At 35.2% G+C, this 18,600-nt stretch carries 14 protein-coding genes and 1 other RNA gene; all 15 read right to left on the bottom strand.

Annotation, left to right across the window (positions count from 1 at the left end; all coding sequences use genetic code 11):
- Window positions 1-9: 9 nt before the first annotated feature.
- A complete protein-coding gene (locus BW929_RS05535) occupies window positions 10-1,143 on the bottom strand; it encodes a mechanosensitive ion channel family protein (RefSeq protein ID WP_076544379.1) in 1,134 nt (377 codons plus the stop codon).
- A gap of 33 nt (window positions 1,144-1,176) precedes the next feature.
- The gene (locus BW929_RS05540; RefSeq protein ID WP_076544380.1) at window positions 1,177-2,331 is read right to left on the bottom strand and encodes a GGDEF domain-containing protein; all 1,155 of its coding nucleotides are present in this window, start codon (window positions 2,329-2,331) and stop codon (window positions 1,177-1,179) included.
- Entirely contained in the window at window positions 2,328-3,377 is a 1,050-nt protein-coding gene (locus tag BW929_RS05545; RefSeq protein WP_076544381.1) for a cobalamin B12-binding domain-containing protein, read from the bottom strand. The genes BW929_RS05540 and BW929_RS05545 overlap by 4 nt, the downstream gene beginning before the upstream one ends.
- A gap of 129 nt (window positions 3,378-3,506) precedes the next feature.
- Window positions 3,507-3,863, bottom strand: a transfer-messenger RNA (tmRNA) gene (gene ssrA / locus BW929_RS05550).
- Between the two features lie 120 nt (window positions 3,864-3,983).
- Window positions 3,984-4,466, bottom strand: a complete 483-nt coding sequence (gene smpB / locus BW929_RS05555) for an SsrA-binding protein SmpB (RefSeq protein ID WP_076544382.1) — start codon at window positions 4,464-4,466, stop codon at window positions 3,984-3,986.
- Window positions 4,467-4,506: 40 nt separating this feature from the next.
- Complete coding sequence (gene rnr / locus BW929_RS05560) at window positions 4,507-6,654, bottom strand: ribonuclease R (protein ID WP_076544383.1); 2,148 nt, start codon at window positions 6,652-6,654, stop codon at window positions 4,507-4,509.
- 51 nt (window positions 6,655-6,705) lie between these two features.
- Window positions 6,706-7,257, bottom strand: coding sequence for an HDIG domain-containing metalloprotein (locus tag BW929_RS05565; protein WP_076544384.1), 552 nt, complete (start codon window positions 7,255-7,257; stop codon window positions 6,706-6,708).
- Between the two features lie 63 nt (window positions 7,258-7,320).
- Window positions 7,321-7,725, bottom strand: a complete 405-nt coding sequence (locus BW929_RS05570) for a PaaI family thioesterase (protein ID WP_076544385.1) — start codon at window positions 7,723-7,725, stop codon at window positions 7,321-7,323.
- An 86-nt stretch (window positions 7,726-7,811) separates the two neighbouring features.
- Window positions 7,812-9,764 (bottom strand): sodium-translocating pyrophosphatase, encoded by a 1,953-nt coding sequence (locus BW929_RS05575; protein WP_076544386.1) that lies wholly within the window; start codon window positions 9,762-9,764, stop codon window positions 7,812-7,814.
- A 164-nt stretch (window positions 9,765-9,928) separates the two neighbouring features.
- On the bottom strand, window positions 9,929-10,150 hold the full coding sequence (gene secG / locus BW929_RS05580; RefSeq protein ID WP_076544387.1) for a preprotein translocase subunit SecG: 222 nt from the start codon (window positions 10,148-10,150) through the stop codon (window positions 9,929-9,931).
- A gap of 236 nt (window positions 10,151-10,386) precedes the next feature.
- Entirely contained in the window at window positions 10,387-13,467 is a 3,081-nt protein-coding gene (locus BW929_RS05585; protein WP_076544388.1) for an efflux RND transporter permease subunit, read from the bottom strand.
- Entirely contained in the window at window positions 13,467-14,975 is a 1,509-nt protein-coding gene (locus BW929_RS05590; protein WP_076544389.1) for an efflux RND transporter periplasmic adaptor subunit, read from the bottom strand. Before BW929_RS05590 ends, BW929_RS05585 begins: the two co-directional genes overlap by 1 nt.
- Complete coding sequence (locus BW929_RS05595) at window positions 14,976-16,328, bottom strand: TolC family protein (RefSeq protein WP_076544390.1); 1,353 nt, start codon at window positions 16,326-16,328, stop codon at window positions 14,976-14,978.
- A complete protein-coding gene (locus BW929_RS05600; protein ID WP_076544391.1) occupies window positions 16,315-16,905 on the bottom strand; it encodes a TetR/AcrR family transcriptional regulator in 591 nt (196 codons plus the stop codon). Before BW929_RS05600 ends, BW929_RS05595 begins: the two co-directional genes overlap by 14 nt.
- Before the next feature lie 408 nt (window positions 16,906-17,313).
- A complete protein-coding gene (eno, locus tag BW929_RS05605) occupies window positions 17,314-18,600 on the bottom strand; it encodes a phosphopyruvate hydratase (RefSeq protein ID WP_076544392.1) in 1,287 nt (428 codons plus the stop codon).

Raw genomic sequence — 18,600 nt, forward strand, 5'->3', positions numbered from 1 at the left:
CTCCTTATTTCAATTTATTTTATCTTTATTAAAATTATTTTGATCTTCTTTATTTATACCTACAACTTTTTCAGATTTTTTATTTATTAACTCTGATGAAGCAAAGTGAATAGTCTGAGTTGGAAAAGCAAAACTAACTCCCAACTCCTCAAAATTTTCTTTTAGTTTAAAATTTATCTGCTGCTGAATGTCCATATATAATTTATAATCACTATCTGTAACATAATATACAACCTGAAAAAGCAGACTGGAGTCAGCATATTCTGCAAAATGAGCTCGATCAAATTCTGTCTTATCAATTGATTTAATTATATCTTCTACTATACCCGTCACTTTTTTTAGCTTTTCCAGAGGAGTATCATAAGTCACCCCAAAACTAAAATTAATTCTTCTCTGCCTCATCCGCTTATAGTTGTTAATTCTAGAATTGACAAGGTCTGTATTGGAAATAATAAGTTGTTCACCACTCAGACTTCTAATTCTGGTAGTTTTAACTCCTATATGCTCTATTGTGCCTTTATAGTCTCCTATAATAATAAAATCACCTATATCAAATGGTTTATCAAAAAAAATTGTAAAATAATTAAAAAGATCAGTTAAAACATTTTGAGCTGCAAAAGCTATTGCAATACCACCAATTCCAAGCCCAGTGATTAGGCCAGTAATCTGGATATTTAAATTGTCCAAAATAAATAAGAAAGCAATTATCCAGACAACAGTCTTGATAATAAAGAGTGTAATACTCAAAACTTTCTGCTGTTCCTCACTTCGATGTTTTTTAGACCAGTATTTTTTAAGACTGTAAGTAATTATATCCAGAACAGAAAGAACTATAAAAATAACTGATAAAATCATAAGAATTAAATTAATAAAATTATCAATCTGGCTGCTGGTTTTCAACTCATTAAAAGCTAAGAAAAGTGCCAGCAAATACAATAATGGATAAATACGTTTTTTTATTATTTTTTTTAATAAGACTGAAAAAGAGTGAGAAAACTTTTCTACAAACAAATCCATTTTCCCCAGTAATACTTTATCAAATATTCTTATTATAAAATAAACTGCAGATAAGAATAATAAAGCCAGAAGGTAATTTTCAATACTATTATTTAAGAGCATTGTTCCCAGACCAATTTCCTGCATTATCTTTCCTCCTTTTAATTTAAGTTTATCTATTTATCGTATGTTTTCAGCTGATTTAATCTTTTGCTTTTCCTTATACATAGCATTATCAGCTTCATTTATCAGTTGTTCTAAATCTTTTTGATAATCAGGACTGTATTCAGCTGCTCCATGACTGGCGGAAATTTTATAGTCTTTTTTATTAGCTTCTGTAGCTCGCCTAAATTCTTTTCTAATTCGCAGCCAAATCTTTTCAGCCTCTATTTGATTACTATGAGGTAAAACAAGTAAAAATTCATCTCCACCCAGTCTGACTACTCTATCATTTCTCCGAAGAGAGTGCTGTAAAATATCGCTAATTTTTTGCAGCAGTTCATCTCCTTCCTGATGACCAAAATTATCATTAACCAGCTTAAGATCATTAACATCAATAAAAATAATAGAAAGACTGTCCTGATTTTCTTCAGCCTTGTCCATTTCTTCTGCTTTTTTAACTTCAGCTGCAGTTATATCTAAATCCTGTTCATTATTATCTTCAATAAATATCTTGAAAATATCTGTACACTCTTTTCCTTTTGCTTGGGAAAGTGTCCAGCCAAGCATATCTTCAGCTTTCGAATTTAAATAAACAATAAGGTCATCCTGATCAGCAGTTATCACTCCTTCTGCTATGCTAGCAAGTGTAACACGATATTTTTCTTTTTCTGCTTTTAAAAGCAGATTTTGTTTGTTTAGTTTGCGCTGAAGATTTACTAATTCATTATTTAACCTGCTCATTTCATTATAAATTTGATCTTCAGATAAAAGCATTCCCTGATCAATCTTTTCCTTTAAATTTCGTCTCAAATTATTTACATAATTATTATTGATCCGCATTAATTCTTCATAATATTTAATAATCCCTTCAGATTGATTGGCAGCAATTAAAATACTACTGCTGTCAAGATTATTTAAAACTATCAAAATATATGATTCTGATTTTTCGCCCAGTTTAAGATTAATTTCTCTGCCAAAAACAACCTCTTTCTTTTTAACTTCCTTTAAAAGAGAAAAATATTTTTTAAGACTACCCTGGTCTACATATCTGCTGAAATTTTCATTTTCTAAATTTAGCGAGTTATTTAAAGAATTGAAAAGGACTTCCTGAACCTGACTGTCCTGATCAATTTTTATAATAAAACCTAAATTCTGCTGGTTTTTACTTATCATAATAACGAATCAGCCACCTTTACTGCTTCTTTTGCATCAGCGGCAAAAGCATCTGCTCCAATTTTTTGCCACAAATTGTTGTTTTCTAAAAACACTCTTCCACCAACAATAATTTTTAAACCTGACAATTTAGTATTTTCATTAATTTTAGTTATTAAATCCTGTGCTAACTCCAACTTATCTGGCAGAGTGAGCGAAATAGCAAGTAAATCAATTTCTTTTTCTACTAGCAGCTTTAAAATTTCAGCAGGAGGAGTGTTTGAACCAAGATGAATTGTATCCCAACCGGCTAATTCTAAAAGATCGGCTACCATTCTAACTCCCAGCTCATGTAACTCATCTCCAATACAGCCAGTTAAAACTTTTTTCCCTTTCTTATAGGAAGAAAAAATTTTAGGATATAATTGTGCCATTGCCAGCTGAGTTACAGAAGTCGCATAATGTTCCTGAGCTATACTTATCTGATTTAGCTGCCAGAGACGTCCAATTTCATACTGTACTTGTTGAAAAATATTTAAATAAATATCGTCTACTGCAGTTCCCTGATCAACCAAATCAAGAATTAGTTTAACTGCTCTTTCTCTTTCCATATTAATTATAAAATTAAGATAAATTTTTGCTTTTTCCTGCAAATAATTATTTTCATTGATGAAAGATTGATAATGATTCTCAGGATTTTGAATCTCCTTCTCAGCAGAATTTAAATAATTTTTAATTAAATTAAAATCTTTTTGCGTAAATTCAGAATATAAAACATTTTTTATTGCCTTTAGGTGTTTCTTAAGAACTTCAATTCCAATCCCCCGCTCTTTTAAAACCGTATAAAGCCAGCTGTAGTAATTAACAAAAATGTTTTTTTCACCAACAGCTAAAGCTTGAGCCAGATAATTTAAATTAGAAGAGGTATCACTTCTAACTTTCTCCATCATATTTGAATTATACCTGTTCATTTCTTGAGGTAACAAAAACTCCTGCTCATCCATAATTTTATTTATTAGATCATCTCTATTATCTAAAATATATTTTTTGATTTTTGTCCCGGTCATAAGGACACCTCATTTCTTCTACTAGTATATATATTAAACATTTGAGCCTTATTTCCTTCTATATAAAACAAAAAAGAACCCTTATATAATCAGGTTCTTGAATCAAAAATATTAAATTTAGTTATTATTTGGTGGAGGTGGTGGGAGTCGAACCCACGTACTGAATGGCTCACCCAGTAGTTTCTACGAGCGTAGTTCAGCTTTTAATCTCACAGTAAGCACTCCACTGAACAGGATTACTTACTGCCAGCCTGTTAAATGTCCCTTCTTCTTACAGACATCAGAAGAAGGTTAGTCTGCTTTTTATGGCACCTGAGGCGACTCCACAGACAGGACCCGCTCAGGCGTTAACTGCCTACGCGGCAGCTAAAGCGTAATTATTATCGTTTGCAGATAATTTTATAGTTCCCAGTGTTTTACGAGTGAAAGGAACTCCTCGACCCGCTTCTAAAGGATTCACCATCCAGGCGAAGCCAGAACACCCCCTGGATAGCTGTTTCTTTTCAGCATAATTATTATAACTCAAAGGTCAGGAAATGTCAAATTTATATCATATTCCAAGATCATCCTAAAAGCAAAATAGTAAAAAAAATTAACATTTAAGAGTTAATAATCTCCTTTTTGCTGACGTCTAAAAGCTTTTTCCATCTCTCTCTGAGCAGTTCTCTTAGCAATATCTCTTCTTTTATCATGCTGCTGCTTACCTTTAGCCACTGCAAGTTCAACTTTACATAGATTTTTCTTTAGATAAAGAGTAAGAGGTACCAGGGTATAACCTTTCTGAGTTGTATATCCGATTAGCTTTCTGATTTCATTTTTGTGAAGCAGAAGTTTTCTTTTTCTTTCCGGTTCATGATTATAACGATTTCCTTCTTTATAGGGACTGATATGCATATTATGCAGATAGACTTCCCCCTCTTCAACTAGAGCAAAACTATCTTTTAAATTCACCCGATGATTTCTAATGGATTTAATCTCTGTTCCTTTTAGTTTGATTCCTGCTTCATAAGTTTCCTCTATATAAAAATCATGTCTGGCTTTCTTATTTCTGGAGATAATTTCTATGTCTTTATCCTTGTTTTTAGCCATGACTATCACATCCTTATTCGTTTATTTCAGCTATTATAGCTTAATCTAATTTCTCAAGCAGTTCGAAATCCAACTGCCTCTCATCTCTATTAACTTTTGTGACCTTTATTTTTACCTGGTCCCCAATCCGATAAATCTTTTTGGTTCTCTCACCAATTAAATGGTATTTTTCTTCATCATAATGATAATAATCATCACGCAGATTTTTTATATGAACCAGGCCCTCAACAGTATTCTCCAGTTCAACAAAAATCCCAAAACCTGTTATTCCACTGATAATACCTTCGAATTCATCACCAATTTTATCTTCCATAAATTCAATCTTTTTAAGATCAACTGAATCTCTTTCCGCGTCCATTGCCCTTCTCTCCTGTAAGGAGCAGTGGTCTGCAATTTTAGGCAGCTCACTATCCAGCTCATCCTGACGTTCTTCACTTAAATATCCTTCAGTGATTGTTTCCTTAATGATTCGATGAGCTGTTAGATCAGGATATCGCCTAATGGGAGAAGTAAAATGACTGTAATGACTAATTCCAAGTCCAAAATGCCCTATGTTTTTATCAGAATAAACAGCTTTCTTAAGTGAACGAAGCATTACTGTTTCAATAATTTTTTCTTCCTTAGTACCCCTAACATCTTCTAAAATTTCCTGCAGTGCTCGGGGATGGACTCCATTTTTAACTCCTTTAAGACTGTAGCCAAAGTTATGAATAAATTCATTAAACTGCTGCATTCGATCAAGATCCGGTTCTTCATGAACTCGATAAATAAACGGCATATCTCGCCAGGACATTTCAGCAGCTACAATTCTATTAGCAGCAATCATAAATTCTTCAATTAACTGCTCTGCTTCCCGGTGACGTCTTTTCTTTAAATCAATTGGATGTCCTTCTTCATCAAGTTCTACCTTAACTTCTGTAAAATTAAAATCCATGCTTCCTTCCTCAAAGCGATGGCGCCTCAGTCTTCTTCTTAATTCATTCATCATTTCCAGCTCTTCAACAAAATCACTGTATTGCTGTCTCTCCTGACTTTCTTTGTCCTCTAAAATATTTTGTACTGCATCATAGGTCAGCCGGTGATTGGAATTTATCACAGATTTAGTAATATCATGATCTATAATCTCAATTCCATTTTTTCCCTGCAGCCTGTAGTCAATAAATACAGTCATAGTGAAACGATCAACACGAGGATTTAAGCTGCAAATACCATTCGAAAGTTTTTCGGGCAGCATTGGAATCACCCGATCAACCAGATAAATACTTGTAGCCCTCGAATAAGCTTCACTATCAAGCGGACTATCTTCGGTAACATAATGACTTACATCAGCAATATGAACTCCCAGTCGATAAACTTCACTATCGAGTTTTTCTATCGAAACTGCATCATCTAAATCTTTTGCATCTGCTCCATCAATTGTAACCAGTTTTAAATCTCTTAAATCTTTTCGTTCGTCATCCTTTTTTACTCTTGCCTCACTAACTTCATCCGGAATATTTTTAATCTGAGTTAAAACTTTATCCGGAAATTCTCCCGGTAGATCAAGCTGACGTATTATTGCCTCAATATCTACACCTGGATCATCCTTATCTCCAAGAATTTCAATAATTTCGCCTTCAGGATTTCTATTTTTTTCCGGCCAGCGGGTTATTTTAGCAACCACTTTTTGACCATTTTCCGCCTTATTTAAAGCTTCAGGTGGAATAAATACATCATTACAAATTCTATTATTATCCGGAATCAAAAATCCATAATTTTTATATTTCTCTAAATTACCAACTATCTTTTTGTTAACACGTTCTATAATTTCTGCAACTTCTCCTGCCTGACTTTTACCTCTATCAGAATGGACAGGTCTCACAAAAACTTTATCATTGTGCATTGCACCGTTCATATTTGCTGAAGCAATATAGATATCATCTTTTTCTGGGTCATCAGGTATTAAAAATGCATTTCCAGATGCTGTTTTCTCTATTCTCCCACCGATTAAATTAAATTTTTCAGGAACTCCATATAATCCCTGTGAGTTTTTAAAAATCTGTCCTGACTTAATTAAATCCTGCAGTAGATCTGAAAACATCTGCTGCTGATCCTTTGCTATCTCAAACTCCTCAAAAATTTCGTCCTTACTTAATGGACGATGCACATCTTCTCTTAAGCGTCTCAATAATTCACTTCTGGCACTCATTAATAATCATCCCCAATCTTTTGGTGATTCTGAGCTAAAATTTATTTAAAATTAAAGTCCTAAATCATCAGAAACATTCTGCATAGCTGCTAGAGACAGTTCAATAAATTCTTTTAATTCTAAATCCATCTCCTTACAGGAAGCAATTACATCCCGATCAGCTCCCTTGGCAAAAGAGTTGTCTCCATAACGATTTAAAACAAAATCTATATCCAGTGCATTTAGACTTTTTTCAGGATGGATCAATGCCGAAGCAACAATTAAACCGGTTAATGGATCAGCTGCATATAAAGCCTTTGCCATCAATGTTTTTCTGGGAAGTTGATGCATTCCATTGTGAGCTCTAACAGCCTCCACTATTTTTGCTTCCATTCCCATATCTGCCAGCATTTCTGCACCAAGCTGACTGTGCTTTTCGGGCTCATCTGCAGTATCTTCGTAATCAATATCATGCAGCAGCCCTGCCAGCCGCCATTTATCCTGATCTTTATCAAAATAATCAGCAAGCTCAGCCATTACTGCTTCCACTGCCAGACAATGTTTACGCAAATTCTTCTGTTTAATATTTTCTTTCATTAATTTAAGTGCTTCTTCTCTCTGCATTAGTATCCTCCCCTAAATATGATTTAATTGTTTGCAAGTTTTCGTTAATAATTAAGATTATCCTCAGGCCTCAATAAATTTGGCTCTGGCTTCAGCTTTTAAGTTTCCATTATTATCAATAATTTCTGCCCGGGCATAATAAACATTTGCAATAGATGACTTTTTAGAACTTTTATATTCACCAATAATTTCTAACTTTTTTCCAATCTCAATTGCTTTTCTGTACCGAATATTTAATTCAGCAGTATAAGCCTTAATTCCTTTAAAACCAAGTACATGTGCCATTGCCTCATCCAGTAAAGTAGCTGTTATACCTCCATGAATAATCCCCTTATATCCCTGGTGATATTCTCCAGGTATAAATTCAGCTTTAACTTTGTTTTCTTCAATTTTTTCAAATTTAAGAGCCAGAGAAATTGGATTTTCCTCACCACAGGCAAAGCACATTTCATCCTCTACTTCCGGCATTAAATCACTACCTTTCTAATTAAAAAACCCTCCCAGTAGTATTAACTACAAGGAGGGTGATTAAATCCTTTACTACTATATTAATTTTACATGAATAAAGGAGCAAATACAAGTGAAACAATGGTCATTAATTTGATTAAAATATTTAAGGATGGACCGGATGTATCCTTAAATGGATCACCAACTGTATCACCAACAACCGAAGCAGCATGAGTTTCTGTCCCTTTGCCACCAAAAGCTCCTGATTCAATATATTTTTTAGCATTATCCCAGGCACCACCGGAGTTAGCCATCATAATAGCCAGAAGAACACCGGAAGAAAGAGCACCACCTAAAAGACCACCAAGTGCCTGCACATTCCAGAGTCCAATAATTACTGGAACAACTACTGCTAATAATCCTGGTAAAATCATTTCTTTTAAAGCAGCTGTTGTAGAAATATCAACACATTTCCGGTGATCAGGTTTTTGAGTTCCTTCCATTATACCTGGCATTTCTTTAAATTGTCTTCTTACTTCTTCGATCATCTCTCCAGCAGCCTTACCTACAGCCTCCATAGTAATCGCTGAGAATAAAAATGGTAACATGGCTCCAATAAAGAGACCAATGATAACCTGCGGATTAGTTAGAGAAATTGAATCCAGGCCAACTGCCTGTGAGAAAGCTGCAAATAGTGAAAGAGCTGTTAAAGCAGCAGAACCAATTGCAAATCCCTTACCCATAGCAGCTGTTGTATTACCAACAGAGTCCAGTTTATCAGTAATATCTCTAACTGAAGAATCTAATTCTGCCATTTCGGCAATACCTCCTGCATTATCAGCAATAGGGCCATAGGCATCAACAGAAAGTGTAATTCCTGTAGTAGAAAGCATACCAACTGCTGCCATTGCAATACCATACAGACCGGCAAAATTATAAGCTAAATAAATAGCTACTGCAATAACTAAAATTGGAAGAGCTGTACTTCTCATTCCTACAGACAGACCACTGATTATGTTAGTTGCTGTACCAGTCTGTGACTGACGGGCAATATGTTTTACAGGCCCATAGTGTTCAGAAGTATAATACTCTGTAATTCTACCAATTAAAGTACCTGCAATTAAACCGGCGATAATTGCTATAAAAATTCCAACTTCTCCAGTCAGTGCTGTTACCAAAAAGTAAGCACCAACAATTGTAATTCCGGCAGCACTTAAAGTTCCCCTTTCCAAAGCTTTAGCAGGGTTGCCACCTTCTTTAGCTCTGACAAAACGAGTACCAATAATAGCAGCTACAATACCTAAAGCTGCAATTAACATTGGTAATAAAACATGATCTACACTCAGAGCAGCTCCTAAAGTCATAGCAGCTACTATTGAACCAACATATGATTCGAATAAGTCTGCTCCCATACCTGCAACATCACCAACATTATCACCAACATTATCAGCAATAACAGCAGGATTACGGGGATCATCTTCTGGAATTCCAGCTTCTACTTTACCAACTAAATCAGCACCAACATCAGCTGCTTTAGTATAAATACCTCCACCAACACGGGCAAAGAGGGCAATAGAACTGGCTCCAAAAGCAAAACCTCTAATAAATTGTACATTATGAGAAAAGAACATATATAAAATTCCAAGCCCCAGAGTACCTAAACCTACAACAGACATTCCCATTACTGTTCCTCCGGAAAAAGCAACTTTTAAAGCTGCATTCAAACCTGTCCGGGCAGCATTGGTTGTTCTAGCATTTGATTGGGTAGCAATTTGCATCCCGATAAATCCAGCCAGAGCAGAGAATAATGCTCCTAAAATAAAGGATACCGCGTACTGCCAGCCAAGACTGGGTACTACTGTCATTACAACTGCTACTACAGCAACAAATACTGCTAACATCTTGTATTCACGACCTAAAAAAGCCATAGCCCCTTCATTGATTGCATCTGACAGTTCAGCCATTCTATCTGTTCCCATACTTTCCTTTTTTACTTTTCCAGCAAGAATAAAAGCAAAAGCTAATGCGATTATTCCCGCCAGCGGTGTATAAAAATTCATGCACCAACCTCCTTATTAATTTTTTATCTGCTAATTTTTTCATAGCATCTTATCTGGTTTTTATTTCATTTTAAAAATTTACTATTTTCCCTGATTGAATATTAGATGATTATTATTAATAATATTTGCTTTATCATTAACTTATTATTACTTAATTATGAAGTTTAAAATATAGCAAGAATTAGAGAATTAAGCATAAATAATACTGCTGCTACAGTTGTTGCCTTACTTATTTTGTCTTCCATCTTCTTTCCTGACTTACCAAAAAAAGTTGTAGCACCACCATCAATTGCTCCAGATAAACCGGCACTTTTTCCTGACTGCAGTAAAACACCAACAATTACTCCAATTGCTATAATAAAGTGTAAAATCTTAAGTACAAACATCTAAATCTCACCTCCAGTAGTTAAGTAAAATATTGCTAGATATCCATAATTCAACACAGCTTTAATTTTAACATATTAATGATGAAAATACAATAACCTGAATGAGAAAAAATCCCTTTCAAACCCCGGAAAACAGTTTCCGAAGCTCTGAGAAAAAATTAAGAAGACATCTTTTGAATAATCAAACTTTATTATCCAATTATTTTAAGATGTCTCCTTAATTGATTATCTATCTATTAAATTTTTCCTTCCAATTCTGAACGATCAACACCCTTAATTTTTGCAAGTATAATCTCTCTAAATGATGTTAATAGAGAATAGAAAATTGGTATTATAAATAAAGTTAAGAAAGTGGCAAATGTTAAACCACTGATAACTACAACAGCAATTGGCTGAGCCAGTTCTCCTCCATCACCACGACCAAGGGCAAGTGGAATCAGACCCAGAATTGTTGTCAGAGCTGTCATCATAATTGGTCTTAGTCTTACTGAAGCAGCTTCAAGAATCGCTGCATTCTTTTCCTGTTTTTCTCGTCTCAAATGATTTATATAATCGACCATTACAATCGCATTATTTACAACAATACCGGCAAGAGTTATTAATCCAATTAAAGATGCTACAGATAAAGTACTATTTGTTATAAAGATACCCAGTATTACACCAATTACAGCAAGAGGTACAGTAAACATGATAATAAATGGATGGATTAACGATTCAAATTGTGAAGCCATTACCATGTAAACCAGAACTACAGCCAGAATAAAAGCAAAAGCTAAACTTCTAAATGAACTCTGCAAATCCTGGAACTGTCCTTCATAACTGAATTCGTAACCATCTGGCAGTTCAATATTTTCAGCCAGTCTATTTTGAATTCTCTCAACTGCTGTTCCCAGATCAATATTGTACAAATCAGAATTTATTTCTGCATACCTTTCCTGGTCTATACGCAGTATTTGATTCGGTCCTGTTTCCACCTCTAAATCAGCAAATCTCTTTAATGGCACCTGAACTCCACCCGGAGCTATAATATTTAGATTAGAAAGCTGGGAAACAGTATTTAAATCACTTTCCTGTAATTGAACCCTGATATCATATTCATCTCCAGCTACTTCGTAACGGGTAGTTACACTACCACTAACAGCTGTTCTGACAGTATTAGCAACCTGCCTGGCATTTAAACCAAACTGACTGGCCAGAGATCTATTGAGCTGTATCCTTAATTCGGGTCTTCCCTCTTCAAAACTATCACTTACATCTCTCAATCCATCGATATTTTCCATTTCCAGTCTTGCTTTAGTAGTATATTCTTTCAGAACTTCAAAATCATTACCCTTTAATTTTATATTAATTGGTTTGCCTCCACCCGGGCCACCAAAACCGGACTGAGTAGAAAGCTGAAAGTTTACATCAGGTAAAGATAGACGCTGTCTTACTTCTTCCATTATTTGATCAGTACTTCTAGTTCTCTGATCAAGTTCTTTCATTAAAACAATTATAGTTCCCGAATCACTACTGGTAGAAGTTCCCATCATATCTGCAGAACCAACTCGACTGAAAACAGTTTTTACTTCCGGAATGGAAGCAAGTACATCTTCTATATATTGAGCTACATTATCACTTTCAGCCAGAACAGTACTGGCCGGTAGATCATAATTAATTGTAAACATCCCCTGGTCAGAAGCCGGTAAGAACTCAGTTCCAATGGTAGGCACTAAAGCAATACTTCCCGCCAGTAAAACAACCAGAATCAAAACAATTATCCAGCGGTGATTTAAGGAAAACCCAAGCATTCTTTTATAATTTCGAGTAATAAAGCCCTGTTTACTCTCTCTATCTAAATCTTTCTGACTTACCTTCAAAAAGGTTGAAGAAAGCATGGGAATTAAAGTTAAAGCTACAGCCAGAGAAGCAAATAAAGAAAAACTAACTGTTAAAGCCAGTTCTTTAAATAATCTAGCAGCAAGGCCCTGCACAAAAAACACCGGCAGAAAAACAACTATTGTAGTCAGAGTTGAGGCTGTAATTGCCATTCCCACTTCTGAACTACCTTCTTTAGCAGCCTCTATCTTACCGACTCCCATACTTCGATAACGATAAATATTTTCCAGCACCACAATAGCATTATCCACCAGCATTCCAACACCTAATGCCAGGCCACCAAGAGAAATAATATTAATATTTAAATCAGCAAAATACATTAATACAAAGGTAGCTATAATAGAAACCGGAATTGCTGTCGCAATAACAATTGTACTTCTAATATTTCTTAAGAAGATAAATAAAATTAATACTGCTAAAAGTCCACCGACCAGAGCATTTCTCTGCACACTTTCAATAGCTTTTTGAATAAAATCTGACTGATCCATAGCAGTTATAATATTTAAATCATCATACTCATTTTTTATTTTCTCAATTTCATCTTTAACTGCATTAGCAGTCTGAACAGTATTGGCATCAGTCTGCTTTTGAATGGAAAGACCAATACTGGAATCACCATTAACCCTAGAAATTGTATTTCTATCTGCATAAGTATCACGTACTGTACCTAAATCAGACAGCTTTACTGTTGAACCATTTCCAGTTGGGATATTAATATTTCTAATATCATCCAGAGAATCAAATTTACCCATGGTTCTAATTAAGAGATTACGATCACCGCGCTGAATTTCACCAGCAGAAACATTAACATTCTCCTGAGCTAAAATACCGTTGACAGTAGAAAAATCAATACCATAATTATACAGTTTATCTCCTGCCAGAGAAATCATAATCTCTCTGGTTAAACCTCCTTCCAGATTAACCTGGGCAACTCCCGGTAATCTTTCCAGACGTGGAGCTATATTGTCTTCTACTTCGCTTTTTAAATCTGCCAGATTCTGTTCGCCAGTAATTCCATAACTTAAAATTGGAAACATCGCCGGGTCAAATTTAAAGATAAGCGTGTCATCAGCCTCATCAGGCAAAAAACTACTAATTAAGTCAATCTGCTGTCTTAAATCTAAAACAGCAAAATCCATATCTGTTCCCCATTCAAATTCAACTACTATAGTCGACTGTCCGGTATCTGAAGTCGAAGAAACAGATTTAACTCCAGTTACTGTAGAAACCGAACTTTCAATAGGTTTAGTTATCAGGTTTTCAATTTCTTCGGGACCAACACCGGAATAAGTTGTTACTATTGCTGCACCAGGAAAAGTGACATCAGGATAAAGGTCGACTTTTAATCGGCTAAAAGAAATTATTCCGATTAATACGACCAGTAAAACTAACATTGCCGTTGTAATCCGCCTGGAGATGGAAAAATTTGAGATTTTCATTAGTTAATCACCTCAACTTCTTCTCCATCACTTAGTCTATTCTGACCTTTAAGGATTATTTGATCATTTTCTTCTACACCGGAGACTAGTTCAACTAAATTATCTGACACGATTCCAATCTTAACTGCTTTTTTTACAGCTTTATTGTCTTCAACAATATAAACATGAGGTTCTGTTGAGTCAAAACCAACTATCGTTGAAATTGGAACAACCAGTGTATTTTCGGCAGACTGCACACTAAAAACTGCATCTGCAAACATTCCTGGCTTTATTTGATGAGCTGAATTATCAACGAGCATTTTTACCGGGAAATTTTTACTTGCCGGATCTGCTTCGGGACTAATTGTATCAATTTTTGCAGTTAGCTCTTCATTTTTAATTGCTTCAGGAATAATTCTAACCTGATCTCCCTCCTGTAATCTGCTCATTGTAGCTGCTGTAACTGAAACTTCCAGATAAAGCTGATCAATATCAATAACAGTAACTATCGGCTGTCCTGGAGAAATAATTTCTCCAGCTTCTGTTCTAACTGCTGAGACTACTCCCTTAATTGGGCTTTTAACTATAGAATTTTCCAGGCTGAGCTTAGCCTGCTCCAGACCTGCTTCTGCCTGTTTTACCTGGGCCAGGCTCGCATTTAACTGCTCTTGAGTAGCTCCCTTTTTAACCTGTTCCAAATTTGCTTCAGCAACTGCCAGACCTGCCTGGGCAGACTTAACCTGACTGCGAGCATTTTCCAGCTGCTGTTTTAACTGAGTCGGATTATTAAAAGTCTGTTCTGTTAATTTATAACTCTGTTGGGCAGTATTATATCCAATTTTAGCCTGTTCTAAACCTATCTGAGCAGTGTTTAATGAAGATTTAGCATTTTTATACTGACTTTCGGCACCTTCAAACTGCTTTTCAGTTATGACTTTTTCTTCATATAAATACTGCATTCTCTCATATTCTCGTTCAGCCTGTTCAAAATTAATTTCTGCCTGATTATATCTTTCGCGAGCACTTGCTAACTGCTGTTCTGCATTTGCCAGCTGACTCTCGGCAGATGTAAGCTGCTGCTTTAAACTAATTTTGTCTTCATATATTTCTTTCATTAATTCTAAATTCGACTTGGCCCCCTCCAGAGAAGCCTGAGCCTGATCATAAGAAGCCTGGGCTCTATTAATTTCTTCCTGGCTGGCTCCATTTTTAAGCTGCTGATAATTTGCTCTAGCAGCATCTAAAGCAGCCTCTGCCTGTTTGATTTGAATATTTAGTTTATCCTGGTTTAACTGTAATAATTTTTGATCCTGACTAACATCATCTCCCACACTTACTGTAATTTGATCTACAATCCCACCTATTTCAGCAGGTATATTTACTTTTTTGAAAGCAGAAAAATTACCTGTAATTGTATCTCTAACTGAAATCCCGGTTCTCTCAGGAGTAGTAACTTCTACCGGAGATTGTGCCATAACATTAAAGGAGAGGAAAATTAATAATAAAAGTATTATAATTGTTTTTCTCATTTATATCACATCCTTAAATAGTTCTTTAATTCTACCAGTATTGTAAAATAATTTATATAGATTTTTTTCATAATCATATTCAGCCTGCAGCAAAGCAATCTGGGCCTGTTTATAAGAAGTCTGGGCATTTATAACATCTATATTGGTGTTAATTCCAGCCTGATAGCTCTTATTTGTCAGTTCTAAGTTTTCTTCTGCGTTTTCTAAAGATAATTTCTCCAACTTAATCATTTCTTCTGAATGCTGCAGTGACAGCAGAGTATCTTCAATTTCAATTCTGATAGATTCTTTTAGATCTTTTGTTGAATTATCAAGATTATTTACTTCTATTTTCTTTTTTTCTTCATTTAAATTAGCCTTACCACCATCATATAAAGAAATTGAACCTGCAACCGTTACATTCCAGCTGCCATCACTAAATTCTAATTCTGATCCCTGCCAGCTATATGAACCATTTAAAGAAATCTGAGGTCGATAAGGATTACCTTCCAGATCTTTCTGCTTCTCCAGCATTTTTTGATTTACGGATAGTGACTTTAATTCAGCTCTATTTTCTAAAGCAAGGTTGATTAATTTATCCAGTTCAGTTGCCGGCTCCGGATTTTTTTGTGGTGTGGAAACCTGATACATAACACTGCTGTCACCAAGCAACTGGGCCAGCCTCTTTTTAGCAATCTGCAGCTGATTTTCAGCAGCAATTAAATCTTCTTCTGCTTTGCGCTGCTCAATTTGAGTCTGCAGCAAATCCTGTCTCAAACTCATTCCTGCTTCATTATTAACTTTTACAATTCTTAAATGTTCATTTACTACTTCCAGGGCATTTTCTCTAATCTCAACCATGCCCTGAGCCTGTAGGACACCATAGTAGGCCTGAACAAGATTGAAAATACTCTGATCCAGCTGTTTTTGATATTCAATTTTGCTCATCTCAAGCCCCAGTTTAGAAATATCTTTTCCAATCCGCACTCTGCCTCCCAGATAAAGTGGCTGCGAAAGTGATAGGGAAGTGCTGTAATTCTGATCTGGAGTTTCAGTCATTGGAAATCCATCTTGGAAAAAATTATAACTTGGATCAGATAATTGCTGAAAATCAATAGTCTGCTGACCTGATTCCAGCTTGGTATAGGAGGTCTGCAGATTGGCTGTTGGATAATAGCCTCTTCCGCTCAGCTCAACATCTTTTTGGGCCTTTTCTATATTCTGACGGCTGTTAATCAGCTGTCTGTTGTTTTCCATTAAAATCTTTACTGCTTGTGTCAGAGTGATTTCTGTTTCTTCAGCTGCAGCCACGTTAAATGAAGCAGTTAATAGACAGAATAATAAAATCAAAATGATATACTTAGTTTTCTTCATTTTTAACCTCCCTGGAGATTCCCTGCATAATAAAATTATAAATAAATTCCACATCTTTTTCTCTACTTTCAAAATTGTAAAATAATTCCTGAGGATGAGAATTGAAAATTAATACCATAATCATCACTGCGGTGTTGTGAGGATCATTAGTTTGCATACTTCCTTCTTTAATCCCCTGTTCAATTACAAGTTTAATAGCATTTAAGGCTGATTTATGTCTTTCAATCATTTTTTTCTGAAATTCACTGCTGATCAACTGAATATTATTTTTCAAAATATTTGCCATTTTAATATTATCCGCCAGCATACTAATACTAAAATCAACTATTTGGAATAACTTTTCCTCTGCATTTGAATCACTATTCTGGATTTCCTGATACTTTTCATGAAAATATTCTAAACCAACTAAAACTAATTCTCTAAATAAATCTTCCTTGCTGTCAAAATGCCAGTAAAGAGTTCCCTTACTCAGACCTGCTTCTTTGGCTATCATGGACATTGAGGTAGCATGATAATTATTTATTGAAAATAAGTTAAGTGCCGCTTTTAGTATTTCATCTCTTGTGTCTTTAGCCATATTATCCCCCTCTCGACTAACCGGTCAGTATAGAGTATATTATATTGAATCTGAGTAATAAAATCAAGTAAATAAGACTACAAAAATTAAAAAAATTAGTCTGCAGCTGATTTATTCTTTTTTTTTAATAATATAATATTATATAGCCCATTCCACCTATCAAAAGTTAGGTTTTAAGAATTCATAGCTTGAAATTTCAAAATAATATATTATTAAATAGTGCACTAGTTAACTGGTACACTGTTAGTATAATCTTATTTTTAAATTTTGTCAAGTGATTTTTTTAATAAACTTTGTTTTAGCTGCTTTTTTACTTTTATTTTTTTCTTTATAAATAAAAAAAGACCAAGTAGAGAATAAACCCTACTCGGCCCTTTATATTACTTACACTATTTAATTTAATAAATTTTACTTCAGATTAAAGAATGCTTCTTTACCTGCATACTGAGCTGCATCGCCCAGGCTTTCTTCAATTCTTAGCAGCTGGTTATACTTAGCAACTCTTTCTGAACGGGCAGGAGCACCAGTTTTAATCTGGCCAGTATTCATTGCAACTACAAGGTCAGCAATTGTTACATCTTCTGTTTCACCAGAGCGGTGAGATACAACAGAAGTAAATCCTGCTCTTGTAGCCATCTTAATAGTATCTAAAGTCTCAGTTAAGGAACCAATCTGATTAACCTTAATCAAGATTGAGTTAGCACTATCTTCTTCAATACCTCTCTCTAATCTTTCTACATTAGTTACAAAGAGATCATCTCCAACAATCTGCAGACGGTCACCTAAACGCTCTGTTAACTGAGCCCAACCGTCCCAGTCATCTTCGTCAAGACCATCTTCCAGTGAGATAATTGGATATTTATCAATTAATTCAGCATAGAAATCTACCATTTCTTCAGAAGTTTTTTCTACACCTTCTCCAGCAAGTACATACTTACCATCTTTATAAATTTCAGATGCTGCTGCATCAATAGCAAGGTAGAAGTCTTCTCCTGCTTCATAACCGGCAGCTTCAATAGCCTCTACAATCACCTGGAGAGCTTCTTCGTTGGAACCTAAGTCAGGTGCAAATCCACCTTCATCACCAACACCGGTACCTAAACCTTTTTCCTGCAGTACCTTTTTCAGATTATGATAAACTTCTGCTCCCATCTGTAGAGCTTCGCGGAAGCTTACTGCACCAACAGGCATGATCATAAACTCCTGCAGGTCCACATTGTTGTCAGCATGTTCTCCACCATTTAAAATGTTCATCATTGGCACAGGTAAAGTTTTAGCATTCATTCCCCCAATATAGTTATAAAGGAAAGTACCTGTAGCTTCTGCTGCTGCTTTAGCAACTGCCATTGATACACCTAAAATAGCATTAGCTCCTAATTTACCTTTGTTGTCAGTACCATCTAATTCGCGCATTAAGTTATCAATATCAATCTGCTCTCTTACATCATAACCGATTAGCTCAGGTGCAATTATTTCATTTACGTTTTCAATAGCATCTAAAACACCTTTACCTAGGTAACGGTCGCCACCATCTCTTAATTCCACAGCTTCGTATTCACCAGTTGAAGCTCCGGATGGAACAGCAGCTCTACCCATTACGCCATCTTCCAGTACTACTTCTACCTCTACAGTTGGGTTACCACGTGAATCTAAAATCTCGCGAGCATAAACATCTACAATTGTTGTGTTTAACAT

It is taken from the genome of Halanaerobium kushneri (assembly GCF_900156285.1).
In the GTDB taxonomy this organism is placed as follows: Bacteria; Bacillota; Halanaerobiia; order Halanaerobiales; family Halanaerobiaceae; genus Halanaerobium; species Halanaerobium kushneri.